23 protein-coding genes are annotated in these 23,274 nt (G+C 71.8%); 9 read left to right on the forward strand and 14 right to left on the reverse strand.

The window, feature by feature from the left end:
* Positions 1 to 403 precede the first annotated feature (403 nt).
* Positions 404 to 889 (forward strand): RDD family protein, encoded by a 486-nt coding sequence (locus QSK21_RS04450; RefSeq protein WP_285693904.1) that lies wholly within the window; start codon positions 404 to 406, stop codon positions 887 to 889.
* Between the two features lie 343 nt (positions 890 to 1,232).
* Here the strand turns inward: QSK21_RS04450 and QSK21_RS04455 are convergent, their stop codons facing one another.
* Together QSK21_RS04455 and lipA are read right to left on the reverse strand one after the other, a co-directional pair.
* Positions 1,233 to 1,916, reverse strand: a complete 684-nt coding sequence (locus QSK21_RS04455) for a DUF4191 domain-containing protein (RefSeq protein ID WP_285693905.1) — start codon at positions 1,914 to 1,916, stop codon at positions 1,233 to 1,235.
* Between the two features lie 57 nt (positions 1,917 to 1,973).
* Complete coding sequence (gene lipA, locus QSK21_RS04460; RefSeq protein ID WP_285693906.1) at positions 1,974 to 2,900, reverse strand: lipoyl synthase; 927 nt, start codon at positions 2,898 to 2,900, stop codon at positions 1,974 to 1,976.
* A gap of 181 nt (positions 2,901 to 3,081) precedes the next feature.
* On the opposite strand from lipA, the gene QSK21_RS04465 reads away from it, so the two are divergent.
* Positions 3,082 to 3,582 (forward strand): YfbM family protein, encoded by a 501-nt coding sequence (locus QSK21_RS04465; protein WP_285693907.1) that lies wholly within the window; start codon positions 3,082 to 3,084, stop codon positions 3,580 to 3,582.
* A 27-nt stretch (positions 3,583 to 3,609) separates the two neighbouring features.
* On the opposite strand, the gene lipB is transcribed toward QSK21_RS04465, so the two are convergent.
* From lipB to QSK21_RS04520, 11 genes are all read right to left on the reverse strand, one after another.
* On the reverse strand, positions 3,610 to 4,281 hold the full coding sequence (gene lipB / locus QSK21_RS04470) for a lipoyl(octanoyl) transferase LipB (protein ID WP_285694276.1): 672 nt from the start codon (positions 4,279 to 4,281) through the stop codon (positions 3,610 to 3,612).
* 135 nt (positions 4,282 to 4,416) lie between these two features.
* On the reverse strand, positions 4,417 to 5,154 hold the full coding sequence (locus QSK21_RS04475) for a Type 1 glutamine amidotransferase-like domain-containing protein (RefSeq protein ID WP_285693908.1): 738 nt from the start codon (positions 5,152 to 5,154) through the stop codon (positions 4,417 to 4,419).
* A 141-nt stretch (positions 5,155 to 5,295) separates the two neighbouring features.
* Positions 5,296 to 6,204, reverse strand: coding sequence for a TIGR01777 family oxidoreductase (locus QSK21_RS04480; protein ID WP_285693909.1), 909 nt, complete (start codon positions 6,202 to 6,204; stop codon positions 5,296 to 5,298).
* Positions 6,205 to 6,306: 102 nt separating this feature from the next.
* Positions 6,307 to 7,839, reverse strand: coding sequence for a 2-oxoglutarate dehydrogenase, E2 component, dihydrolipoamide succinyltransferase (gene sucB, locus QSK21_RS04485; protein ID WP_285693910.1), 1,533 nt, complete (start codon positions 7,837 to 7,839; stop codon positions 6,307 to 6,309).
* Between the two features lie 51 nt (positions 7,840 to 7,890).
* Positions 7,891 to 9,282, reverse strand: a complete 1,392-nt coding sequence (gene lpdA / locus QSK21_RS04490; RefSeq protein WP_285693911.1) for a dihydrolipoyl dehydrogenase — start codon at positions 9,280 to 9,282, stop codon at positions 7,891 to 7,893.
* 128 nt (positions 9,283 to 9,410) lie between these two features.
* The gene (locus QSK21_RS04495; RefSeq protein WP_285693912.1) at positions 9,411 to 10,901 is read right to left on the reverse strand and encodes a leucyl aminopeptidase; all 1,491 of its coding nucleotides are present in this window, start codon (positions 10,899 to 10,901) and stop codon (positions 9,411 to 9,413) included.
* A gap of 120 nt (positions 10,902 to 11,021) precedes the next feature.
* Entirely contained in the window at positions 11,022 to 11,816 is a 795-nt protein-coding gene (locus tag QSK21_RS04500; protein WP_285693913.1) for an adenosylcobinamide-GDP ribazoletransferase, read from the reverse strand.
* Positions 11,813 to 12,769 (reverse strand): bifunctional adenosylcobinamide kinase/adenosylcobinamide-phosphate guanylyltransferase, encoded by a 957-nt coding sequence (locus tag QSK21_RS04505; RefSeq protein ID WP_285693914.1) that lies wholly within the window; start codon positions 12,767 to 12,769, stop codon positions 11,813 to 11,815. The genes QSK21_RS04500 and QSK21_RS04505 overlap by 4 nt, the downstream gene beginning before the upstream one ends.
* 131 nt (positions 12,770 to 12,900) lie before the next feature.
* Positions 12,901 to 13,101, reverse strand: a complete 201-nt coding sequence (locus QSK21_RS04510) for a hypothetical protein (protein ID WP_285693915.1) — start codon at positions 13,099 to 13,101, stop codon at positions 12,901 to 12,903.
* A gap of 99 nt (positions 13,102 to 13,200) precedes the next feature.
* Positions 13,201 to 14,202 (reverse strand): aldo/keto reductase family protein, encoded by a 1,002-nt coding sequence (locus QSK21_RS04515; protein ID WP_285693916.1) that lies wholly within the window; start codon positions 14,200 to 14,202, stop codon positions 13,201 to 13,203.
* A 40-nt stretch (positions 14,203 to 14,242) separates the two neighbouring features.
* The gene (locus QSK21_RS04520; protein ID WP_285693917.1) at positions 14,243 to 14,827 is read right to left on the reverse strand and encodes a DUF3043 domain-containing protein; all 585 of its coding nucleotides are present in this window, start codon (positions 14,825 to 14,827) and stop codon (positions 14,243 to 14,245) included.
* Between the two features lie 131 nt (positions 14,828 to 14,958).
* Between QSK21_RS04520 and QSK21_RS04525 the strand changes: the two genes are divergently transcribed.
* From QSK21_RS04525 to QSK21_RS04545, 5 genes are all read left to right on the forward strand, one after another.
* The gene (locus tag QSK21_RS04525) at positions 14,959 to 15,783 is read left to right on the forward strand and encodes a PspA/IM30 family protein (protein ID WP_285693918.1); all 825 of its coding nucleotides are present in this window, start codon (positions 14,959 to 14,961) and stop codon (positions 15,781 to 15,783) included.
* On the forward strand, positions 15,780 to 16,058 hold the full coding sequence (pspAA, locus tag QSK21_RS04530; protein WP_285693919.1) for a PspA-associated protein PspAA: 279 nt from the start codon (positions 15,780 to 15,782) through the stop codon (positions 16,056 to 16,058). The genes QSK21_RS04525 and pspAA overlap by 4 nt, the downstream gene beginning before the upstream one ends.
* 112 nt (positions 16,059 to 16,170) lie before the next feature.
* A complete protein-coding gene (gene htpX, locus QSK21_RS04535) occupies positions 16,171 to 17,088 on the forward strand; it encodes a zinc metalloprotease HtpX (protein WP_285693920.1) in 918 nt (305 codons plus the stop codon).
* Positions 17,089 to 17,092: 4 nt separating this feature from the next.
* Positions 17,093 to 17,677 carry a PspA-associated protein PspAB gene (gene pspAB / locus QSK21_RS04540; protein WP_285693921.1) on the forward strand — a complete coding sequence of 195 codons (585 nt, stop codon included), beginning with the start codon at positions 17,093 to 17,095 and terminating at the stop codon, positions 17,675 to 17,677.
* A 100-nt stretch (positions 17,678 to 17,777) separates the two neighbouring features.
* The gene (locus tag QSK21_RS04545; protein ID WP_285693922.1) at positions 17,778 to 20,303 is read left to right on the forward strand and encodes an ATP-dependent Clp protease ATP-binding subunit; all 2,526 of its coding nucleotides are present in this window, start codon (positions 17,778 to 17,780) and stop codon (positions 20,301 to 20,303) included.
* Between the two features lie 6 nt (positions 20,304 to 20,309).
* On the opposite strand, the gene nadA is transcribed toward QSK21_RS04545, so the two are convergent.
* Positions 20,310 to 21,467, reverse strand: a complete 1,158-nt coding sequence (gene nadA / locus QSK21_RS04550) for a quinolinate synthase NadA (protein WP_285693923.1) — start codon at positions 21,465 to 21,467, stop codon at positions 20,310 to 20,312.
* Between the two features lie 221 nt (positions 21,468 to 21,688).
* Here nadA and QSK21_RS04555 point away from each other — a divergent pair, with 221 nt between their 5' ends.
* Both QSK21_RS04555 and QSK21_RS04560 read left to right on the forward strand, forming a co-directional pair.
* Positions 21,689 to 22,051 (forward strand): HesB/IscA family protein, encoded by a 363-nt coding sequence (locus tag QSK21_RS04555; protein WP_285693924.1) that lies wholly within the window; start codon positions 21,689 to 21,691, stop codon positions 22,049 to 22,051.
* Between the two features lie 180 nt (positions 22,052 to 22,231).
* Positions 22,232 to 23,236: a carbohydrate kinase family protein gene (locus QSK21_RS04560; protein ID WP_285693926.1), complete on the forward strand. Its 1,005-nt coding sequence runs from the start codon at positions 22,232 to 22,234 to the stop codon at positions 23,234 to 23,236.
* Positions 23,237 to 23,274 lie beyond the last annotated feature (38 nt).

Here is a 23,274-nt window from a genome sequence, read left to right on the forward strand (position 1 = left end):
CTTCACTGGTCTTGGTCGACTCGAAGGATCACGAGGTGGCCGTCTCACGTCACGGGGACTCGCCCATCACGACACGAACCGGTCATAGATCACACAGACCCCATACACCACTCCAGTGGACGTGAACAGGTCCACGAACCGGCAATCGACGAATCGCACACCTTCGTTCCTGATATAGCTCAGGACCTCGTCGGCGCTGCTGAACATCCAGCCTCCTTGGGCGCTTTTATGGCTGTGAGCGAGCCTAGGAACGAGCCGTTTCCCGGCCGTGTCTCATATGTTTCGGCTGTGTTACGCGTCACTCTGTGCGTTACGCCACTATGGCGAGCGTATCGGCCACGGCTTCCCGCCGCGCGGCGACGCACTGGTCCGGGCCTCGCGGGGGACGGGATAGCGTAGAGGCATGAGCACGGGCAAGGAGCGTCCCGCCCCGGCGCCGCGGTGGACGCAGACGTGGCTGGGCGGCGCGCGCACGGCCGGGGCCGACCTCGGCCACCCCGGTGAACGGCTCGGCCTGCCGGAACGCGGCTCCGGCGCGGTCGCCCCGTACGGCCGCAGGCTCCTCGCCCTCTTCATCGACTGGGCCCTGTCCCTGCTGGTCGCCGGCCTCCTGGCCCGCGTGTTCGACTGGACGCCACCGCAGCGCAGCCTGTGGACGCTCGTCATCTTCGGCGTCCAGGTGTGGATCCTGGTGGGCCTGCTCGGCACCACGATCGGCAAGCGCCTGTGCGGCATCCACGTGGTCCGCCTCGACCGCCGCCCTGTGGGCCCCCTATGGGCGTTCCCCCGCACGATCCTGATCCTGTTCGTGGTCCCCGCCCTGATCTGGGACCGCGACTACCGCGGCCTCCACGACCGCGCCAGCAACACCGTCGTCGTGAACATCTAGCAAGCCTTGCGATCACGCCCGAAACCAGGGGCGAGCCGAAGCGATGCAGCTCGCGCCTGCAATAAACACAACGCCGCTCGCGGATGCAATAAAGCACTCCGCACCCACCCCAGCTCCTAACCCCAGCCCCGAACGGTCGCCCAAGCGTTGCGATCGCGTCCGGAGGCAGATTCGAGCGGAGCGAGAATCTGATCGCGGAGCGAGCCCCTGGGCGAGTCGGAGCGATGCAGCGATCGCGCGCGGTGCCGGAGAAGGAGGGCGCCCAGCGCCCGACGCCGCAGGCACCGCCAACAAACACAGAGGAGCGCCAGCGACGAGCGCAGCTCGTGCTCGCAAATAAGCACTACCGCGGGCCTTTGGGCATGCGGACGCCCTTGGGGATGGGGCCTTTGGGCATCTGCATGGAGCGTGGGAGGGCCTGGAGGCGGTCGTTGAGTTCGGCGACCTGGCCCTTGGTGAGGTTGCGCGGCAGTTTCATGAGGTGCCGTTGCAGTTTGCCGACGGGGATCTGGCCTTCGTCCTCGCCGACCTGTACGTCGTAGATGGGGACCTGCTGGGCGGCGCGGGAGATGCGCTTCTTCTCCGCGCCGAGGAGCGGGCCCACCCGGTTGCGGGGGCCTTCTGACACGAGGACCACGCCGGGGCGTCCGACGGCGCGGTGCACCATGTCGAGGTTGCGGTTGCCGGCGACCGCTTCGGTGACGGTCCAGCCGCCTCGCATGTTCTTGAGGATGGCCGCGGCGGCGCCCCGCTGCCCGGCGATCAGTTTGTACTGGGCCCGCTGCGCCAGCTGCCCGAAAATGATCATGCCCACGGCGGCCGCGGCGAGGATGCCCAGGGGGATCGAGAAGAACAGCTGGTCGATGAGCCAGCCGATCAGGATCACCACGACCAGGGTGCCGATCGACGCGCCGAACACGATCGGCAGCGCCTTGGGGTCCGCCTGGCTCAGCATCTTCGCGACCATGCGGATCTGCTTGAGGCGGCCCGGCTGTTGCTGCGCGCCGTCCGTGGACTTCTTAGCCATACCGTTCATGGTAGTGGCTTCCACGGCCGGGACGCCGTCGGGCGATCACTCCGGGGGCTACGCGCGGGCCTCGACGGCCTGCTGGTAGAGGCGGCCGGCGCGGTAGCTGGAGCGGACGAGGGGGCCCGACATGACGCCCGCGAAGCCGATCTCCTCGGCCTCGGCCTTCAGCTCCACGAACTCCTCCGGCTTGACCCAGCGCTCGACGGGGTGGTGCCTGGGGGACGGGCGCAGGTACTGGGTGATGGTGATCAGTTCGCAGCCGGCCTCGTGCAGGTCGCGGAGCGCCTCGGAGACCTCCTCGCGGGTCTCGCCGAGGCCGAGGATGAGGTTGGACTTGGTCACCAGGCCGTCCTCACGCGCCCTGGTGATCACTTCGAGGGAGCGCTCGTAGCGGAAGGCCGGGCGGATCCGCTTGAAGATCCGGGGGACGGTCTCGACGTTGTGCGCCAGCACCTCGGGGCGGGAGCCGAACACCTCGGCGAGCTGGGCGGGGTCGGCGTTGAAGTCAGGGATCAGCAGTTCCACGCCGCAGCCGGGGACGTGCGCGTGGATCTGGCGGACGGTCTCGGCGTACAGCCAGGCGCCGCCGTCGTCGAGGTCGTCGCGGGCGACGCCGGTGACGGTGGCGTACTTCAGGCCCATCGTCGCCACGGATTCGGCCACGCGGCGCGGCTCGTCGCGGTCGAGGGCGGCGGGCCTGCCGGTGTCGATCTGGCAGAAGTCGCAGCGCCGGGTGCACTGGTCGCCGCCGATGAGGAACGTGGCCTCGCGGTCCTCCCAGCACTCGAAGATGTTGGGGCAGCCGGCCTCCTGGCAGACCGTGTGCAGGCCCTCGGCCTTCACCAGTTGGGTGAGCTCCTTGTACTGCGGGCCCATCTTCAGCCTGGTCTTGATCCAGTCCGGCTTGCGCTCGATCGGCGTCCGGCTGTTGCGTGCCTCTATGCGAAGGAGCCTGCGCCCCTCGGGTGTCACCGTCGTCACCTCTTCAGCCTACGTCGGTGCGGCCGGTGCCCCCGCGCCCGCAATGAAGATCACACGTTCGGTACAAGGCTGATATCCGGTTCGTCCCCGGAGGTGCCCGTTGATCTCCTAAGGTGACTCCCTGTCGTCGCGCTAGCGCTCCGTTCCGGGGGCCGTTCAGTCGGAGGGATCCACCGTGGGCATGGCCATGTCGTACCTCAGGGTGCCGCCCGTGCTGGAGGGCGAGCGGGACCCGGCCGCGATCGCCAGGCTGCTCTTCGGGGCGGCCGACTGGCGCCGCAAGAACCCCGCGGCCAGCGTCCTGGACCTGGGCGGGACCTGGCAGGCGCTGCACTATCTGATCACGGGGGATCCGTGGGACGGGCGCCCGCCGGAGTCCGACGTGGTCTGCGGCGGCCGGCTGCTGACCGAGGACGGCGCGGCCGAGCTGGGCATGGACGTGATCTACCTGGCGCCCGACCGGGTGAAGCCCGCCGCCGACCATCTGGCGTCCACCCCGTACGGGGACCTCGCGGACCGGTACGACCGTGCCGCGATGGCCGCCGCCGGGGTGCAGGACGCGGACGCGCTCAAGCCGGAGCCGCAGTCGCTCCGGCCCGCCTACGACGGGCTCGGGCGCTTCTTCCAGGCCGCGTCCGACGAGGGCCAGGCCATCTACAAGGTCATGACGGACCGCGCCTAGCCGTCGCCGGGCTTGCGGCCGCGCCCGTCAGGCCGCTTCGAGCTGTGCCGTGGTGCGGTGGTAGGACGCCGTGGCGCCCAGGGCGCGGGCGAGGTGCCGCTCGACGAGCGGGGTGACCTCGGCGACGGTGACGCGGCGGCCCAGTTCCCGGCTGAGCGAGGTGGAGCCCACGTCGCGGATGCCGCACGGGATGATCCGGTCGAACCAGTCCATGTCGCAGTCGCAGTTGAGCATGAAGCCGTGCATGGTGATCCCGCGCGAGACCCGGACCCCGATGGAGCCGATCTTGCGGTCGGGGGTGCCCGCCACCCACAGCCCGCTGCGCCCTTCGACGGTGATCGTGGGCAGCCCCAGGTCGGCGCACACGTCCCGCATCATCTCCTCCAGCAGCCGCACATAGGCGACCACGTCCACCGGGTCGGGCAACCGCAGGATCGGGTAGCCGGTGAGCTGGCCGGGGCCATGCCAGGTGATCTTGCCGCCGCGGTCCACGTCGATCACGGGGGCGCCGGGGTCGCCGAGCGGGCGGTCGGCGGCGGCGGTCCGCTTGCCCGCGGTGTAGACCGGTTCGTGCTCCTGGAGCAGCACCGTGTCGGGGATCTCGTCGTTGACGCGCCGCTCGTGGGTGCGCCGCTGCAGCGCCCAGCCCTCCTCGTAGGGGACCGCGGCCGTGCCGAACCCGACATGCACGAACACCAGCTCGCCCGTCCGCGCCGCCGGTCGGGCGGTCTCCGGGAGGGCGTCCGTCTCGCGTACCTTTACGTCGCTCACGCAGTTCAGCTTATGCCTCGCCGCGGCCTGCGCCCCCTCCGGAGGGGAGGATCACAGCCGGGATCACAGGGAGGCGAGGAGGCGGACGTCCAGGCGCGTCTCCTTGGCGGTGCCCGGGCCGTCGGGTTCGATGCGGTACGCCCCGGCGCCCTTCTCGTACGACACCGCCTGGACGAACTCCGTTCCCACGTAGTGCAGGGCCACCGCCTCGTCGGCCGCGTACCCGTCCGGCAGCGTCCCCTCGCTGACGAGCTGCTGGAGCAGCGGCCGCCGCTGCTTGTCGCTGTCGTAGTGGACGCCGCAGGAGTACGGCAGGAACCCCAGCCCGTCCGTCAGCGGACGCAACTGGGGGCCGTAGGAGTCGGTGTTGCCGCCCACGTGCCAGCACAGCGCGCCCGCGCTCTCCCCGGACAGCACCACGCCCTCGTGCCACGCCTCCCGCAGCATCTCGTCCAGCCCGTGCAGCCGCCACAGCGCCAGCAGGTTCGCCACGCTGCCGCCGACCACGTACACCAGGTCCTGCGCGAGCAGATGCGACCGCATGTCGGGGATGTTGGGCATGGGGAACAGCGCGATATGGCTGACCTCGGCCTCCATCCTGCTGAACGCCGCGTACGCGCGGCCGATCACGCCGTCGCCGTCGCCGCTCGCCGTCGCCAGGAAGCAGATCCGGGGGCGGTCCTGGCCGGTCAGGTCGACGGCGTAGCGCAGCAGGGGGCTCGGCGATATCCCGCACCGGTCGTCGGGAATGAAGCTGCCGCCCCCGATCGCGAGGATGTGCGGCTGTCCGTCCGTGCTCATGATGTGCCTTCCACTCGCCTCCGGGGCGCGGTGAGGCATCGCGTGCCGGCCCCGACCAACCTCATGACCTTCACGCTAGGGTCGGCGTTCCGGGACGTGCGGCACTTTGTTCAATCTTGGGACTGACCCGCGGGACGCCGGTCAGTCCCGTTCCAGGACGGCCCGCAACGCGCCGTCCAGGCGCGGGTGGGCGAAGGCGAACCCCGACTCCTCCAGCCGTCCCGGCCGGACCTTCTGGCTGATCAGCGGCCCCTCGTCCGCGAAGCCGAGCAGCGCCGCCCGCAGCGCGAACGCGGGGACGGGGAGCACCGTGGGACGGTGCAGGACGCGGCCGACGGCCTTGGTGTACTCGGCGTTGGTCACGGGGTGCGGCGCCGTCAGGTTCACCGGCCCCGCCAGGTCGTCCCGCGCGATGAGGTGCCTGAGGGCGGCGACGGTGTCGTCCAGGGTGATCCAGCTCATCCACTGCCGCCCGCTGCCGAGCCGGCCGCCGAGGCCCAGCCTGAACAGGGGCAGTTGCTTGCCGAGCAGGCCCCCCGAGCGCGCCAGCACGAGGGACGTACGGGAGTGGGCCACGCGCACGCCCGCGTCGGCGGCGGCGCCCGTGGCGGCCTCCCAGTCGCGGACGAGCTCGGCGAGGAACCCCTCGCCCATGCCCGACGACTCGTCGACCTCCCGGCCACCGGTGTCGCCGTAGTATCCGATCGCGGAGCCCGACACGAACACCCGTGGACCGCCGCCCGCCTTCGCGGTGTCGGCGATGGCCCCGGCCAGTGTCCGCGTGCCCCGGATGCGGCTCTCGCGGATCAGCCGTTTGCGGGCATGTGTCCACGGCCGGTCGCCGACCCCGGCGGCGGCGAGGTGGACGACCGCGTGCGCGTCCTGGAGAGCACCGGTGTCGACCATGCCGCCCATCGGGTCCCAGCGGGCCTCGCCGGGGCCGGACGGCTCCCGGCGGACGAGCCGCACGACCTCGTCGCCGGCCTCCCGCAGCGCCCGGACCAGTGCGGACCCGATCAGCCCGCGCGAACCGGAAACGACGACCCTCATGCCCGACACCCTAGATCGCCGGCGTCCGGCGGTGGCGGTGAAACGCGGGGACCCCGCCGCTCCCGGCGGGGGAGCGGCGGGGTCCCGGCGGAGCCCTGAGGGTCAGAGACCGAGCTCGGCCTCGAAGTTGCCCTCCTCCAGACGGTGCTTGATCGTGCCCAGGAAGCGGGCCGCGTCGGCGCCGTCCACCAGGCGGTGGTCGTAGGTCAGCGCCAGGTAGATCATCGACCGCACCGCGATGACCTCGCCCAGCTCGGGGTCGTCGATCACGGCGGGACGCTTGACGACGGCGCCGGTGCCGAGCATGCCGACCTGCGGCTGGTTGAGGATCGGGGTGTCGAACAGCGCGCCCCGGCTGCCGGTGTTGGTCAGCGTGAACGTGCCGCCGGCCAGCTCGTCCGGGCTGACCTTGTTGGTACGGGTGCGCTCGGCCAGGTCGGCGATCCGCTGCGCGAGGCCGCCCAGGTTGAGCTGCCCGGCGTTGTGCACGACCGGGACCATCAGGCCCCGCTCGGGGACGTCCACGGCGATGCCGAGGTTCTCCACGTCGTAGTAGGTGACCTCGTTGGTCTCACCGTTGATGACGGCGTTGAGCTTGGGGTGCACCTTGAGGGCCTCGACCGTGGCCAGCGCCAGGAACGGCAGGAACGACAGCTTGACGCCCTGGCGGGCCTGGAAGTCGGCCTTGGCGCGCTCGCGCAGCCGCGCCACCTTGGTGAGGTCGACCTCGACCACGGTGGTGAGCTGGGCGGAGACCTGCAGCGACTCCACCATCCTGCGGGAGATGGTCTGCCGGATCCGGCTCATCTTCTCGGTCTTGCCGCGCAGCGCGATCTGCTCGGCGGGCGCGGTGGCCGGGGCGGGACGGGCCGCGGCGGCGGGCGCCGGCGCGGCGGGCTGCGCGGCCGGGGCCGCGGGCGCCGCGGGGGCCGCGGGGGCCTGGGCGGCGGCCTGCTTGGCGCGGGCGGCCTCCAGCACGTCCTGCTTGCGGATGCGGCCGCCGACGCCGGTGCCCTTGATGCTGCCCAGGTCGACGTCGTGCTCGGCGGCCAGCTTGCGTACCAGCGGCGTCACGTACGGGCCCTCACCGGACGGGGCGGGCTCGGGCGCGGGCGCGGCGGGCTGGGCGGCGGCCGGGGCCGGAGCCGGTGGCGCGGGCGGGGCCGCGGGCGCGGCGGGCGGCCAGGCCGACGGCGGCGGGCCCTGCTGGGCGGCCGGGGCCGGCTCCGGCGGAGCGGCCGGAGCGGGCGGCGGCTGCGGCGCCTCGGGCCGCGCCGGCGGCGCCTGCTCCTGGGCCTGCGGCGCCTGCTCCTGGACCTGCTCCTGGACCTGCTCCTGGGCGGCGGGCGCCGGGGCCTGCTCCTGCTCCGGCGGAGCGGCCGGGGCCGCGGCCTCCCCGGCCTCGCCGATGATCGCCAGTTCGGCGCCGACCTCGACGGTCTCGTCCTCGGCGACCTTGATGCTGGTCAGGGTGCCGGACGCGGGTGAGGGGATCTCGGTGTCCACCTTGTCGGTGGACACTTCGAGAAGCGGCTCGTCGGTCTCGACGTGCTCACCCTCCTTCTTCAGCCAGCGGGTGACGGTGCCCTCGGTGACGCTCTCGCCGAGCTGGGGCATGGTGACGGAGACCGGCATGGCTCTCAGCGACTCCTTCGATCCTTCGAGATCTCGTTCTGGTGCGGGCGTTCAGCCGTGCACGTGCAATGGTTTGCCGGCGAGGGCGAGGTGCGCCTCGCCGATCGCCTCGGACTGGGTCGGATGCGGATGGATCAGCTGCGCGACCTCCGCGGGCAGCGCCTCCCAGTTGTAGATGAGCTGGCCCTCCGCGATCAGCTCGCCGACCCGGGCGCCGACCAGGTGGACGCCCAGCACCGGGCCCTCCACCGCCGTGATCACCTTGACCTCGCCCTGCGTCCCCAGGATCTTGCTCTTGGGGTTGCCGGCCAGGTCGTAGACGACCTCCCTGACCTCGTGGCCGCGCTCGCGGGCCGTCGCCGTGGTGATGCCCACCGAGGCGACCTCGGGGTTGGAGTAGGTGATCCGCGGCACCCCGTCGTAGTCGATCGGCGCCGGGTTCAGCCCGCCCAGCCGCTCGGCCACCAGGATGCCCTCGGCGAACCCGGCGTGCGCCAGTTGCAGGGTGGGGATCAGGTCGCCCACGGCGGAGATCGTGGGGACGTTGGTGCGGCAGTGCTCGTCCACCTTGACGAAGCCGTTCTCGGTCGCGACGCCCGCCGTCTCGAGCCCGATGCCCTCCGACACCGGGGCGCGGCCGACCGCCACCAGCAGGGTCTCGGCGTCCAGCGTGGTGCCGTTCTCCAAGGTGAGGGCGATGCCGCCCTGGGTCGTCTTGACCTCCTTGAACTTCGCCCCGAGCTCGAACGTGATGCCGCGCCGCCGGAACGCCCGCTCCAGCCGCTTGGAGCTGGACTCCTCCTCCATCGGCAGCAGGTGCGGCAGCGCCTCCACGATGGTGACCTCGGCGCCGAACGAGCGCCAGATACTGGCGAACTCGACGCCGATGACGCCGCCGCCCACGATCACCACGGACGCGGGGACGTGCTTGAGCAGCAGGGCGTGGTCGCTGGAGATGATCCGCTCACCGTCGATCTCCAGGCCGGGCAGGGTCTTGGGCCTGGACCCGGTGGCCAGCACGATGTGCTGCCCCTCGAGGGTGGTGGTCGTGCCGTCCTTCCGGGTGACCTCGACGGACGTGGGACCGGTCAGCCGCCCCTCGCCCTCCACGACCGTGATGCCCTTCGACTTGATCAGCCCGGTCAGGCCCTTGACGGTGGTCGAGACCACCTTGTCCTTGTAGGCGTTCACGCCGTCGATGTCGATGCCGTCGAAGCTCGCCCTGATCCCGAAGGTGGCGGCCTCGCGCGTCTGGTCGGCGACCTCGGCGGCGTGCAGCAGCGCCTTGGTCGGGATGCAGCCACGGTTGAGGCAGGTGCCGCCGAGCTCGGCGCGTTCGATCAGCGCGACCGAGCTGCCGAGCTCGGCCGCGCGCAGCGCGCAGGCGTAGCCGCCACTGCCACCACCCAGGACGACGATGTCGAAGGGGCCGCTGTCGACCACTGGACGCTCCCTCTCCCTCTCTCAGGCGGTTCCCGTCACCGGCGGACGCTGCCGCACCGGACGGCACCGGCCACGCGGGTCCCGGGGAACCTGTTCACTTGTACGGCCGGCCGATACCCCCCGGAGCTCTAGAGAACGCCGGCCGCCAGGTCCTCGGCGACCTGCACCAACGTACGCGTCGCCGCGCCTGTTCCGCCCTTCGGGGTGTAGCCGTACGGCTCGCCCTTGTTGAACGCGGGACCGGCGATGTCCAGGTGCGCCCAGCGGACGCCGTCCGGCACGAACTCCTTGAGGAACACCCCGGCGGTCAGCATGCCGCCCCAGCGTTCGCCGCTGACGTTGGCGATGTCGGCCACCGCGGAGTCGAGCCCCTTGCGCAGTTCCGGCGGCAGCGGCATGCCCCAGGAAGGCTCCCCGGCGCGGCCCGCCGCCGCCACCACCTTCTCACGGACCTCGTCGTCGTTGGCCATCACTCCGGTGGTCCGGGTGCCGAGCGCCACGAGCTGGGCGCCGGTCAGGGTGGCCACGTCAACGAGGAGGTCGGGGTCGTCCTCGCCGGAGCGGACCAGCGCGTCGGCCATGACCAGGCGGCCCTCGGCGTCGGTGTTGAGCACCTCGACGGTCTTGCCGCCGTACACCCGCAGCACGTCGGACGGGCGCTGCGCGGTGCCGCTGGGCATGTTCTCGGCGAGGGCCAGGTAACCGACCACGTTGACCTTGGGGCGCAACCTGGCGATGGCGGCCAGCGCGCCGAGCACGGCCGCGGCGCCGCCCATGTCGGACTTCATCCAGTCCATGGAGTCGGCGGGCTTGAGGGACAGGCCGCCGGAGTCGAAGGTGATGCCCTTGCCGACCAGCGCCAGCGTCTTGGACGCCTCCGGGTGGCTGTAGGCGAGGCGCACCAGGCGGGGCGGGTTGGCCGAGCCCTGCCCGACCCCCGTGATGCCGCCGAAGCCCGCCTCCACCAGCTCCTTCTCGTCCAGGATCTCGATGCCCAGGCCGTTGTCCGCGGCGACGCGCTCGGCCACGCCGGACAGGTCTTCGGGGGTGAGGTCGGACGGCGGGGTGTTGACCAGGTCGCGCACCAGCGTGACCGACTCGGCGAGGGTGCGGGCCCGTTCGAGGGCCGCCCGGCCCGCGTCGCCGGCGGCGGTGAGCACGACGAGCTCGGCGACCGGCTCCGTGCGCCGGCCGGTGCGGTACGTCCCGAAGCTGTAGGCGCCGAGCAGCCCGCCCAGCGCGACCGCCTCGACCTCCTCGGCGGAGGACGCGGGCAGGGCGAGGCCGACCTTGGCGGTGCCCGCGAGCGCGCGCACGCCCGCTCCCGCGGCGCGGCGCAGCGCCTCGGTGTCGGGGTCCTCCCCGAGCCCGACCGCGACGACCACACCGGCCGGCAGTGCGCCCATCGTGGGCAGCTTGGTGATCTCGCCCTCTTTGCCGGTGGCGCCCAGCGCCTTCAGCGCGGTGGCCAGCCCGCCGTTCAGTGCCCCGTCCAGGCCGTCGGCGCCGTGGAGACGGAGCGCGCCGTCGCCGTCTTGGCCGTCGGCGACGACGCCGATCACGATCGCGCCGGCGTCGAGTGAGGCGGGTTCTGCGCTGTCAAGGCTGATGGTGGTCACGTACCCCGATGGTAGTCCCCCCGGTGACCGGTTTCGCCCTTTTGGATCAAGCCTTACCCTGCGGGATCTTCCCTGACCGGGCCGCCGGGGCCGCTCGCCACGCGGTGGCCTACGGGTGGCCTACGCGGTGGCGAGGACGATCAGCGCGGCGGTCACCGCGAGTTCCACCAGGGCGCCGAAGACGTCGCCGGTGACGCCGCCGAGGCGCCGCACGGCGTGGCGGAGGACCAGGTAGGCCACGCCCTGACCCACCGCCACGGCGGCGGCGACGTGCAGGGCGCCCGCGAGGCCCCCGGCGGCGGCCCCCGCCAGTGTCGCGGCGGCGAGGACGACCGCGGTCACGACCAGGGAGGAGCGGATCGGCACCGTGCCCGCGACGAGGGCGCCCAGCCCGTCCGGCCGGGCCGCCGGCACGCCGGGACGGCAGGCCCACGGCAGCGTCAGGCGTCCGGCCACCGCCGCGATCACGACGGCGACCAGGGCGTCCGGGGCGGTGGCGAGGGCGGCGACCTGGACCAGCAGCGTCAGCAGCAGCGTCACCACGCCGAACGGCCCGATGTCGGACCGCTTCATGATCTCCAGGGCGCCCGCGGCGGGACGGCCGCTGCCCAGCCCGTCGGCGAGGTCGGCCAGGCCGTCCAGGTGCAGGGCCCGGGTCAGCACCTCCATCGCCGCCACGGCCAGCGCGGCGCGGGGGAGCGGTGCCAGGCCGATCAGGTCCCCGAGCAGGAGGACCAGCGCGGCGCCGCCCCCGACGACCAGCCCGGCGACCGGTGCCAGGGTCATCGCCCGGCGGGCCAGCTCCCGGTTGGGCCTGTCGGGGTGGTCCTCCAGGTGGTCGGGGAGCGGGACGATGGTGAGGAGGGTGATCGCCAGGTCGAGCCCCTGCGCCCAGACGGTGATGCGAAGGATCATGCGAGCTCCAGGATCCGTCCGGCCACCACGAGCGTCACGTCCTCGGACTCGGCGGCCAGCCGCTGGTTCAGCGTTCCGAGCAGGTCGGCGAACGCCCGTCCCGAGGAGGTCGCGGGGACGAGGGAGAGCCCCACCTCGTCGCTGACCGCCACCACCCGGGCCGGTACGGCGCGCCAGGCGGCGACCAGGTCGTCCAGGCGGGGGCGGACGGAGGCGGGGTCGTCCCAGGCCCCGGCCTCGTCGATCACGGCGGCCAGCCAGGTGCCGACGCCGTCCACCAGCACCGCGTGCCCCGGCCCCCACTCCTCCCGGCGCAGGGCCTCGGCGAGCGCCGTGGTCTCGATCGTCCGCCACCAGGAGGGACGGCGGCGCCTGTGGGCCGCGACGCGGGCCGTCCACTCCGGGTCGTCCTCGCGCGGCGCGCTCGTGGCGAGGTAGGTGACGTCGGGATGGGCGAGGAGGCGCATCTCCGCCTCGGCCGACTTGCCGGAACGGGATCCGCCGAGGATCAGCGTGCGGTGCGGGCCGTCCGGTGGGCGCAGCCAGTGGCCGAGCCGGCGCTCCAGTTCCCGTGGTGACCGGATCCGATGGTCCACGTGGACGGCCCTCACGTCCGTGCGCGGGGTCACCGCGCCGGTGCGGCGCAGCAGGCCGAGGTGGTCGGGGGAGCCGACGAGGTCGAGAAGGGCCGCGTCGTACACCGCGCCGTCAGATGGCTCCGGACGCTCCCCGGGGCCCGCGGCCACGAGGACGCGCAGCCCGTCCGGTCCCTCCACGTCGTAGCCACCGGGAACGTCCTTCCGCGCGTACCGCTCCAGGGGCACGCCGTCCAGAAGGACGCGCGTGGGCTCGAAGCGGACCTCGGACGCGCGCAACCGGGAACACGAGGCGCAGTTACACCCGGGGGCGGGCCAGCCGGTCCCGCCGGCCGTTCCCGACAGCTCGATGTTCATCGTGTCCGAAACAATATGGCTTGCCGGACACTGACCGAAGCATGGGGCTAAGGCGGGCGCCCCCGGGACGCGCCGTGCACGGCGGCGCCCCGGGGTCCGCTCACCTGGCGCGGGCGGGCCGGAGTCCCCTCCTACTCCGGATCATGGAGGCTCATGGGGCCGTAGACCGGCCTCTCGCCGTCCAGGAGGGTCACCTGGTCGGTGCCCTCGTCGCGGAGCTCGCGCCAGTTCTCTCCCAGCCACGACTCGGCGTCGGCCTGGGTGGTGAAGGTCTCCTCCGCCACCCCGGCGGGCCGGCCGTCGGCCTTCTCCAAACGCCAGCTCCATGCCATCGCGTCATGTCCTCCCTGCAACCCGTCGCCTGCCGCCGGTCGCCGCCCGCCGCCCGCAGGTCGCCCTGAGATTAGCGCCGGGCGCGCGGCTCGCGCTCGTCATGGACGCGTGCGGGGGCTGCGGGTCTTGTCGGGGTCGCGGACGACGAAGTCGGCGAGGATCTCGTCGATCCGCTTGAGGACGTCCGCGTCCAGCTTGACCCCGGCGGCCTTGACGTTGTCGCGCACCTGCTCGGGACGGGACGCGCCGACGATGGCCGAGGAGACGTTCGGGTTCTGCAGCACCCAGGCCACCGCGAGCTGGGCCATGGTGAGGCCGAGGTCGGCCGCCACGGGCTTCAGCTCCTGCACTCGGGCGAGCAGGTCGTCGTCGAGGTAGCGCTTGATCATGTCGGCGCCGCCCTTGTCGTCGGTGGCGCGCGAGCCCTCCGGCAGCGGCCGTCCCGGCAGGTACTTGCCGGTCAGCACGCCCTGCGCGATCGGGGACCACACGATCTGCCCGATGCCCTCCCGCTCGCACAGCGGGACGACCTCCGCCTCGATGACCCGCCACAGCATGGAGTACTGCGGCTGGTTGGACACGATCCGGTCGAAGCCCATCTCGTCGGCGATCTTCAGCGCGCGCTCGATCTCCTCGGCACGCCACTCCGACACGCCGACGTAGAGCACCTTGCCCTGGCGGACGAGGTCGTCGAACGCCCGCATGGTCTCTTCGAGCGGCGTCTCGTGGTCGAACCGGTGCGCCTGGTAGAGGTCCACGTAGTCGGTGCGCAGCCGGCGCAGCGACCCGTGCAGGGACTCCATGATGTGCTTGCGCGACAGGCCCGAGTCGTTCGGTCCGGGACCGGTCGGCCAGTACACCTTGGTGAAGATCTCGAGTCCCTCGCGGCGCTGCCCTTCCAGAGCCCGGCCCAGGACGTCCTCGGCGCGTGTTCCCGCGTAGGCGTCGGCGGTGTCGAAGGTGGTGATGCCCTCGTCCAGGGCGGCGTGGACGGACGCGCGCGCCGCGTCCTCCTCTACCTGGGACCCGTGGGTGAGCCAGTTGCCGTAGGCGATTTCGCTGACCTTCAGGCCGCTGCGGCCGAGATTCCTGAACTTCATGAGCCCGACCCTAGTGGGTCCGGATGCGGTCAGGACGTGGTCAGGACTTGCCGACCAGGTCCTTCTGGCCGGGCTTGACCTGGGGGCTGGGGACGCGCAGCCGCCGGATCTGCATGGCCCGCATCGCCGCGTACATGCCGACGCCCTTGGTGCTCTCGTCCGGGTAGCGCTCGGCGGCCAGCTTCTTGACGCCGCGGGCGAGGACCATGCCCTCGACCAGCACCACGCCGAGCAGCAGCCCCGGCGCGAACACGACCAGCAGCTTGGCGGCGGCGAACGGGAGCAGGCTGAGCACGATGATCGCGAACAGCACGTACATCATGTAGGAGCCCACGGTGCGGCGCGCGTCGACGTAGTCGCGCGCGAGGCGGCGCACCGGCCCCTTGTCGCGCTTGAGAAGGTACTTCTCCTCGCCCCTGGCCATTCCCTCGCGCGCCCTGGCGCGCTCGGCGGCCTGCCGCTCGCGGACCCGCTTGTACGCCTCCTTGCGGTTGGCCGGCGCCGTGATGGGCTGGCGGCGGCGCTTTTCGGCCTCCGCCCGCTTGGGCGTGGGACGGCCCTTTCCTCCCGGCTTTGCTACCTGAGGAGGATCCTGGGGGGCTTCCTGGGTACGACGTCGGAACACAGGGATCAGCCTACCGGCTGCGAACATCGTGGCTGCCTCGCGCGTTAACGCGTAGGGTGATAAGAACCCCAGCAGTGGTCATTGAGCCCAGTTTGTGACTGAGCACAGCACGAAGGGACCGGCGCCGCGCGATGAGCGTGATGAAGCGAATGTCGATGATCTTCAAGTCCAAGGCGAACAAGGCCCTGGACCGCATGGAGGATCCTCGCGAGACCCTGGACTATTCCTACCAGCGACAGCTGGAGATGCTGCAGAAGGTCCGTCGGGGTGTCGCCGACGTCGCCACCTCCCGCAAGCGTCTCGAGCTCCAGATCAACCAGCTGGAGCAGCAGCAGAACAAGCTGACCGACCAGGGCAAGAAGGCGTTGCAGGTGGGCCGCGAGGACCTGGCCAGGGAGGCGCTGACCCGCCGCGCCGGCCTGGACTCGCAGCTCGGTGACCTGCGCGCGCAGTACCAGCAGTTGCAGGGCGAGGAGGAGAAGCTGACGCTCGCCTCGCAGCGGTTGCAGGCCAAGGTCGACTCCTTCCGTACCCGCAAGGAGACCATCAAGGCCACCTACACGGCGGCCGAGGCGCAGACGAAGATCAACGAGGCGTTCACCGGCATCTCCGAGGAGATGGGCGACGTGGGCCTGGCGATCCAGCGCGCCGAGGAGAAGACCGAGAACATGAAGGCCCGCGCCGGCGCGATCGACGAGCTGCTGGCCTCGGGCGCGCTGGAGGACTTCTCCGGTCCCAAGGACGACATCCAGGCCGAGCTGGACCGGATGGGCGCCGGGCCGGGCGTCGACCTGGAGCTGGAGCGGCTGAAGGCCGAACTGGGCCAGGGCCCCGCGCCCAAGGAGCTGGGCCAGGGCACCCCCTCCTCCGGTGCGCAGCAGGACGTCGACGCCTCCCAGCAGCAGGCGCCGCACCAGCAGGCCGACTGGCAGCAGAAGCCCGGTGGTGGGCAATGATCGTCCGCATCATGGGGGAGGGGCAGCTGGAGGTCGCTCCCGACGACCTGGCGTCCCTGAACACGCTCGACGAGGAGCTCGAGGCCGCGATCGAGTCCGGTGACGAGGCGACCTTCCGTACCGCGCTGCACGGCCTGCTCGACAACGTGCGCAAGGTCGGCAAGGCGCTGCCGGAGGACAGCCTGGAGCCGTCGGAGCTGATCCTTCCCCCCGCGGACGCGGCGATGGACGAGGTCCGCAAGATGCTCGGAGACGAGGGCCTGATCCCGGACTGATCCGGCGCCGTCCTTCCCCCCAACCCCAATACGGCACAAAATCCGGCTTTCCGGTGTTTCTCCTGGTGAACCGGGAAGTTCCGGAAGGCTTGGCCAGGGATGGGGGATCCAGATGGCCCGCACGCGCTACGCCCCCGATCGGGGACTGACGTCACGGATGCTCGTGACGATGTTCCTGCTGGGGCTGGTCTACGTCGCCTTCGTGACGGCGTTCTTCGTGATCGCGCCCAGGCTCGGCCCGGTCGTGCTGGTGATCGCGGCGGGGCTGCTGCTGGCGCAGTACTTCTTCTCCGACCGGCTCGCGCTGTTCGCGATGCACGGCCGGGAGGTCTCCCCCGAGGAGGCGCCCGAGCTGCACGGCGTGGTGGACCGGATCTCCGCGATGGCGGACGTGCCCAAGCCGCGGGTGGCGATCGCCGACACCGACGTGCCCAACGCGTTCGCGACCGGCCGCAACCAGCGCCGCTCCGTCGTCTGTGTCACCACCGGTCTGCTGCGCCGCCTCGACCCCGTGGAGCTGGAGGGCGTGCTGGCGCACGAGATGTCGCACGTCGCCCACCGCGACGTCGCGGTCATGACGGTCGCCTCGTTCCTGGGCGTGGTGGCGGGGCTGCTCACCCGGTTCGGCCTCCAGTTCGGGCTGTACGGAGGCGTCTCCCGCAACCGCGACCAGAACACCGGCCTGGTGCTGCTGGCGGTGATCGCCGTCAGCGCCCTCGCGTACGCGATCAGCTTCCTGCTGACCCGCGCCCTGTCGCGGTACCGGGAGCTGTCGGCCGACCGTGCCGCGGCGCTGCTGACCGGGCGTCCCTCGGCGCTGGCCGGGGCGCTGGTCAAGATCTCCGGTGACATGGCCCGGATCCCCACCCGTGACCTGCGCGCGGCCGAGCCGTTCAACGCGTTCTTCTTCGCGCCGGCGCTGCGCGGCGGGATGAGCTTCTCCGCGCTGTTCTCCACGCACCCGTCCCTGGAGCGCAGGCTGGCGCAGCTCCAGGAGATCTCGGCCCGGCTGAGCCGCGAGGGGGCGTGATCCGATGGGCTTCCTGGACGTGCTGCTGGGCCGCTCCAAGCCGGTCGAGCCCGACCTGGACCGGCTGTTCGCGCTGCCGACGGCCGCGGTGACGCTGGAGGCGGCGGCGGGCTTCACCCCGACCGGGCTCGGCTCGGTCTGCTTCCGGGCCGTGGAGGGCGGCGCGTTCGCGCGGCTCCAGCGCGACATCCGGGAGCTGCTGGACGCCGACGAGGGCCCCGAGGTCGAGCTGAGCACCGACGCCTACGGCTACACCTGGCTGCTGGCCCGGCACGATCCGGGCGACCTGAGCGGCCTGGTCACCGACCTGCACGCGGTGAACGCCACGCTGGAGTCCAACGGGTTCGGCCCCCACCTGCTGTGCTCCCTCATCGGGTTCCGGGGGCCCGGCGACGGGGACGACCGGCGCCTGGCGCTGGTCTACCTCTACAAGCGCGGCACGTTCTTCCCCTTCGCCCCGCTGCCCGGCCGTACCGAGGCCCGCGACAACGCCCTGGAGCTCCAGGTACGGGGCGCGGTCGGCGCCGATCTGCCGATCGAGCCGGACCTGAGCCGCTGGTTCCCGGTCTGGGGCGCCCCCGGCCTCTGACCTCGTCCGGCGTCCCGTTTCGGGGGGACCTCGCCGGGCAGACGGCCTTAGTGGCGCTGTCCGGGCGGGGCCCGGCCACAGGACGAGAAGGGGGAACGTCATGACCGGTGGCCTGTACGGGCCGGAAGGGTTCGGATCCGATCCTTTCGAGGAGTTCTTCGCCCGCTTCTTCGGCGGCGTCCCGCGGCGCCCGGTCCAGCGGATCGACATCGGCCGGCTGATGAACGAGGAGGCCCGCGAGGCCGTCCGCGAGGCCGCCCTGAAGGCCGCCGAGTGGGGCAGCCGCGACCTGGACACCGATCATCTGCTCTGGGCGCTGGCGCAGCAGGACAGCTCGCGGCGGCTGCTGGAGCGCGCCGGGGTCGACTCGGCCACCATCGTCCGGGACGTGGAGGGCGAGGTGTCGCGCGGTGAGGCGCGGGAGACGCCGCCCGAGCTGACGCCCGCCGCCAAGCGTGCCCTGCTGGACGCGCACCAGATCTCGCGGGCGTTCGGCGCGTCCTACATCGGTCCCGAGCATCTGCTGTTCGCGCTGCCGCTCAACCCCGAGTCGCCCGCCGGCCAGATCCTGGCCAGGGAACGGCTCACCCCCGAGGCGCTGCGCGATGCGGTCTACGGCGGCGGCGCCGGCGGCGGCGCGCCCGGCGGACCGCCCTCGACCGGCACCCCCACGCTGGACGAGTTCGGCCGGGACATGACCGCGCTGGCCGCCGAGGGCCGGATGGACCCGGTGGTCGGGCGGGACGAGCAGATCGAGCAGACCGTCGAGGTGCTGTCCCGCCGCACCAAGAACAACCCCGTCCTGATCGGCGACCCCGGCGTCGGCAAGACCGCGATCGTCGAGGGCATCGCGCAGCGGGTGGTGGACGGCGAGGTCCCCGAGACGCTGCGCGGCAAGCGGGTGGTCCAGCTCGATCTGGCGGGCGTGGTGGCCGGCACCCGCTACCGGGGCGACTTCGAGGAGCGCCTCAAGAAGATCGTGGACGAGATCACCCAGCACACCGACGAGCTGATCGTGTTCATCGACGAGCTGCACACCATGGTCAGCGCCGGCGGCGGCGAGGGCGCGATGAACGCCGGGAACATGCTCAAGCCGCCGCTGGCCCGCGGTGAGCTGCACATCATCGGCGCCACCACGGTCGACGAGTACCGCAAGAACGTGGAGAAGGACGCGGCGCTGGAGCGGCGCTTCCAGCCGATCCTGGTGCCCGAGCCGACCGTGGACGACACCATCGAGATCCTGCGCGGGCTGCGCGACCGCTACGAGGCGCACCACCAGGTGCGCTTCCAGGACGGCGCGCTGGTCGCCGCCGCCGAGCTGAGCGACCGGTACGTCACCGACCGGTTCCTGCCGGACAAGGCGATCGACCTGATGGACCAGGCCGGCGCCCGCGTCCGGCTGCGGGTGCGCACCCCGGCCGGCGAGGCGCGGCGGCTGGAGCAGGACCTGGAGGCCCGCCGCCGCGAGAAGGAGCACGCGGTGGCGGCCGAGGACTACGAGCGCGCCTCGTCCCTGCGCGACGAGATCGCCGAGCTGGAGCGGCGGATCGCGGAGACCCGCAACGGCGGCGGCAAGACCGTGCCGGAGGTCACCGAGGTGGACATCGCCGAGGTGGTGTCCCGCACCACCGGCGTCCCGGTCTCCCAGCTCACCGAGGAGGAACGGGACCGGCTGCTGCGCCTGGAGGAGCACCTGCACCGGCGGGTGATCGGCCAGGAGGAGGCGGTGGCGGCGGTCGCCGAGGCCGTCCGCAGGTCGCGGTCGGGCATGGCGCCGCCGGACCGTCCCATCGGCAGCTTCCTGTTCCTCGGCCCGACCGGGGTCGGCAAGACCGAGCTGGCCCGCGCCCTGGCCGAGGCGCTGTTCGGCTCCTCGGACCGGATGATCCGGTTCGACATGAGCGAGTTCCAGGAGCGGCACACCGTCAGCCGGCTGGTGGGCGCCCCGCCCGGCTACGTCGGGTACGAGGAGGCGGGCCAGCTCACCGACGCGGTCCGCCGTACCCCGTACGCGGTGCTCCTGCTGGACGAGATCGAGAAGGCCCACCAGGACGTGTTCAACGTGCTGCTGCAACTGCTGGACGACGGCCGGCTGACCGACGCCCAGGGCCGCACCGTGGACTTCAAGAACACCATCGTGATCATGACGAGCAATCTCGGCTCGGAGCTGATCAGCGGCGGCGGCGGGCGGATCGGCTTCGGCGGCGGTGAGGGCGCCGCCGAGGTGTCGGTGCGCGACCGCGTCCTGCGCCGCCTCCGCGAGAACCTGCGGCCCGAGTTCATCAACCGGATCGACGAGATCATCGTGTTCCGGCAGCTCGGCGCCGAGGAGCTGCGGCAGATCACCGACCTTCTCCTGGAGGAGACCCGCCGCCGCCTGCACGCCCAGGACGTCACGGTCGAGTTCGACACCGCGGCGGTGGACTGGCTGGCCGAGCGCGGCTTCGAGCCCGAGTTCGGCGCCCGCCCGCTCAGCCGCACCATCCAGCGCGAGGTCGACAACGCCCTGTCCCGCCGCCTCCTGGACGGCTCCCTGCACGGCGGCCAGCACGTCCGGGTCACCGTCTCCGGCGACCGGCTGCGGTTCGACGCGGTCGACCGCGAGTCCGCGGGCGTCACCGCCTGACCGCGGTCAGCTCGGCAACGCCAGCATCTGGTCGAGGGCGGCGCGGGCGTAGTGCGCGGTCTCCTCGTCCACCTGGATGCGGTTGACCACCTCGCCCGCCGCCAGCGACTCCAGCGACCGGACCAGGTGCGGCAGGTCGATGCGGTTCATCGTCGAGCAGAAGCACACGGTCTTGTCCAGGAACATCACGTTCTTGTCCGGGTGGGCGTTCGCCAGCCTCCGTACCAGGTTCAGCTCCGTGCCGACCGCCCAGGACGAGCCGGACGGGGCCGCCTCGATGGTCTTGATGATGTACTCGGTCGACCCGATCAGGTCGGCGCCCAGCACGACCTCGTGCCTGCACTCGGGGTGGACGAGCACGTTCACCCCGGGAACCCGGGCGCGGACCTCGTCCACCGACTCCTTGCCGAAGCGGCCGTGGACCGAGCAGTGGCCGCGCCACAGAATCATCTTGGCGTCGCGCAGCTCCTTCTGCGAGAGCCCGCCGTCCGGCCTGTGGGGGTTGTAGACGACGCAGTCGTCCAGGGCGAAGCCCATCTCCAGCACGGCGGTGTTGCGCCCCAGGTGCTGGTCGGGCAGGAACAGCACCTTCTCGCCCTTCCCGTAGGCCCAGTCCAGCGCGCGCTTGGCGTTGGACGAGGTGCAGACCGTCCCGCCGTAGCGTCCGACGAACGCCTTGATGTCGGCCGAGGAGTTCATGTAGGTGACCGGGACCACGTCATCGGCGATCCCGGCGTCCTCCAGGACGTCCCAGCACTCCTCGACCTGGTCGAAGGTCGCCATGTCGGCCATCGAGCAGCCGGCCGCCAGGTCGGGCAGCACCACGCTCTGGTGGTCGGCGGTGAGGATGTCGGCGGACTCCGCCATGAAGTGGACGCCGCAGAACACGATGTAGGGCGCCTCCGGCCGGGCGGCCGCCTGCCGGGCCAGCTTGAACGAGTCGCCGGTCACGTCGGCGAACTGGATGACCTCGTCCCGCTGGTAGTGGTGGCCCAGGACGAACACCCGGTCGCCGAGCGCCTCCTTGGCCGCCCTGGCGCGGTCCACCAGCGCGGGGTCGGACGCGGGCGGCAGGTCGCCGGGACAGTCCACGCCTCGCTCGCTGGCCGGGTCGGCGCCCTCGCCCAGGAACAGCAGCGGTAGATCGCGCACTGGGGTCGTCATGGAGTCTCCCTCCTCCGCGACGGGGCTTATCGTCGCTTTGACGACTAATGATGGCACATCTCTCGGACGCTGCTTCCCAGCGGCCCCCTTCGTCCGGTGTGTGTAACACTGGGCGTAGGCCGGAATGACCTCGCGCCGAGGTACGTTGGTCTACGGAAGAGGCGCACCGCGTCCTCGATGACATGGCAAGACGACTTGCGGCGAGACCGGGAGCTGAACACATGACGGCAGGCGAGACCACCACGCAGGAGACCACCCAGCAGGGCGTCATCCTCACCGACGCCGCTGCGGAGAAGGCGCTGGGCCTGCTTGAGCAGGAGGGCCGCGACGACCTCGCGCTGCGCGTCGCCGTGCAGCCCGGCGGTTGCTCGGGCCTGATCTACCAGCTGTTCTTCGACGAGCGTGAGATGGACGGCGACCTCGTGCAGGACTTCGGCGGGCTGGCCGTCCGGGTCGACCGGATGAGCGCCCCCTACCTGACCGGCGCCACCATCGACTTCGTCGACACGATCGAGAAGCAGGGCTTCACCATCGACAACCCCAACGCGTCGGGTTCCTGCGCCTGCGGCGACTCCTTCAACTAAGGTCCGCCGACGTCACGCGGCCCGGCCCCTGCGCAGGGGCCGGGCCGCGTTTCGCGTTTCCGCCCTCCGGGAACGGCCCTGCGCGGTACGGGCCGCCTGTGATGCGATGGCCAGTAGTCTTTCCGGGTTGCACAACAGCCGGATATACAGCCGGACGACCCAGACGAGGAGAGCGACGCCGTGCGCATCGCCGTGACTGGCTCCATCGCGACCGACCATCTGATGACCTTCCCCGGCAGGTTCACCGACCAGCTCATCCCCGACCAGCTCCAGCAGATCTCGCTGTCCTTCCTGGTGGACGAGCTGGTGGTGCGCCCGGGCGGGGTCGCGCCCAACATCTGCTTCGGGATGGGCAGCCTGGGCAAGAAGTCCATCCTGGTGGGCGCCGTCGGCGACGATTTCGCCGACTACCGTTCCTGGCTGGAGCGCCACAACGTCGACACGCAATCCGTGCACGTCTCCGAGCTGCACCACACGGCGCGGTTCCTGTGCACCACCGACCAGGACCAGAACCAGATCGCCACCTTCTACGCCGGCGCGATGAGCGAGGCCCGCTCCATCGAACTGGGCCCGGTGGCCGAGCGGGTCGGCGGCCTCGACCTCGTCCTGATCAGCCCCAACGACCCGGAGGCGATGCTGCGGCACACCGACGAGTGTCGCCAGCGCGGCATCCCGTTCGCGGCCGACCCCTCCCAGCAGCTCGCCCGGATGGACGGCACGGACGTCCGCCGCCTGGTCGACGGCGCCGCCTACCTCTTCACCAACGAGTACGAGAAGGCGCTCTGCGAGGAGAAGACCGGCTGGTCGGAGTCGGAGATCCTCGACCGCGTCGGCGTCCGGGTCACCACCCTCGGCTCCAAGGGCGTCGCCATCGACCGCAAGGGCGAGGAGGGCGTGCACGTCCCCGCCACCCCGGTCTCCGCGGTCGTCGACCCCACCGGCGGCGGCGACGCCTTCCGCGCCGGCTTCCTCACCGCCCTGGCCTGGGACCTCCCCCTGGACCGCGCCGCCCAGGTAGGCCACGTCCTGGCCGCCTACGTCCTGGAGACCAACGGCCCCCAGGAATACGAGTTCACCAAGCAGCAGTTCCTCGACCGCCTGACCGCCTCCTACGGCGACAAAGCCGCCAACGAGGTCGCCCAGCACCTGCTTATTGGCAGCCGCGAGCGGCGCTCCTCGCCTTGACGGCTCGTCGCTTGTCGCGCCTGCGGCGATCGCTGCAT

It is taken from the genome of Actinomadura sp. NBRC 104412, assembly GCF_030269515.1.
Taxonomy (GTDB): Bacteria; Actinomycetota; Actinomycetes; order Streptosporangiales; family Streptosporangiaceae; genus Spirillospora.

Bases quoted from the DNA above. Each gene is read 5' to 3' on its own strand.
- QSK21_RS04455 (WP_285693905.1), bottom strand. From the start codon at position 1,916: ATGGCTAAGAAGTCCACGGACGGCGCGCAGCAACAGCCGGGCCGCCTC.
- QSK21_RS04505 (WP_285693914.1), bottom strand. From the start codon at position 12,769: ATGAACATCGAGCTGTCGGGAACGGCCGGCGGGACCGGCTGGCCCGCC.
- QSK21_RS04475 (WP_285693908.1), bottom strand. From the start codon at position 5,154: ATGAGCACGGACGGACAGCCGCACATCCTCGCGATCGGGGGCGGCAGC.
- QSK21_RS04500 (WP_285693913.1), bottom strand. From the start codon at position 11,816: ATGATCCTTCGCATCACCGTCTGGGCGCAGGGGCTCGACCTGGCGATC.
- QSK21_RS04450 (WP_285693904.1), top strand. From the start codon at position 404: ATGAGCACGGGCAAGGAGCGTCCCGCCCCGGCGCCGCGGTGGACGCAG.
- QSK21_RS04510 (WP_285693915.1), bottom strand. From the start codon at position 13,101: ATGGCATGGAGCTGGCGTTTGGAGAAGGCCGACGGCCGGCCCGCCGGG.
- QSK21_RS04480 (WP_285693909.1), bottom strand. From the start codon at position 6,204: ATGAGGGTCGTCGTTTCCGGTTCGCGCGGGCTGATCGGGTCCGCACTG.
- QSK21_RS04555 (WP_285693924.1), top strand. From the start codon at position 21,689: ATGACGGCAGGCGAGACCACCACGCAGGAGACCACCCAGCAGGGCGTC.
- QSK21_RS04545 (WP_285693922.1), top strand. From the start codon at position 17,778: ATGACCGGTGGCCTGTACGGGCCGGAAGGGTTCGGATCCGATCCTTTC.
- pspAA (WP_285693919.1), top strand. From the start codon at position 15,780: ATGATCGTCCGCATCATGGGGGAGGGGCAGCTGGAGGTCGCTCCCGAC.
- sucB (WP_285693910.1), bottom strand. From the start codon at position 7,839: ATGCCGGTCTCCGTCACCATGCCCCAGCTCGGCGAGAGCGTCACCGAG.
- QSK21_RS04525 (WP_285693918.1), top strand. From the start codon at position 14,959: ATGAGCGTGATGAAGCGAATGTCGATGATCTTCAAGTCCAAGGCGAAC.
- nadA (WP_285693923.1), bottom strand. From the start codon at position 21,467: ATGACGACCCCAGTGCGCGATCTACCGCTGCTGTTCCTGGGCGAGGGC.
- QSK21_RS04515 (WP_285693916.1), bottom strand. From the start codon at position 14,202: ATGAAGTTCAGGAATCTCGGCCGCAGCGGCCTGAAGGTCAGCGAAATC.
- pspAB (WP_285693921.1), top strand. From the start codon at position 17,093: ATGGGCTTCCTGGACGTGCTGCTGGGCCGCTCCAAGCCGGTCGAGCCC.
- QSK21_RS04465 (WP_285693907.1), top strand. From the start codon at position 3,082: ATGGCCATGTCGTACCTCAGGGTGCCGCCCGTGCTGGAGGGCGAGCGG.
- htpX (WP_285693920.1), top strand. From the start codon at position 16,171: ATGGCCCGCACGCGCTACGCCCCCGATCGGGGACTGACGTCACGGATG.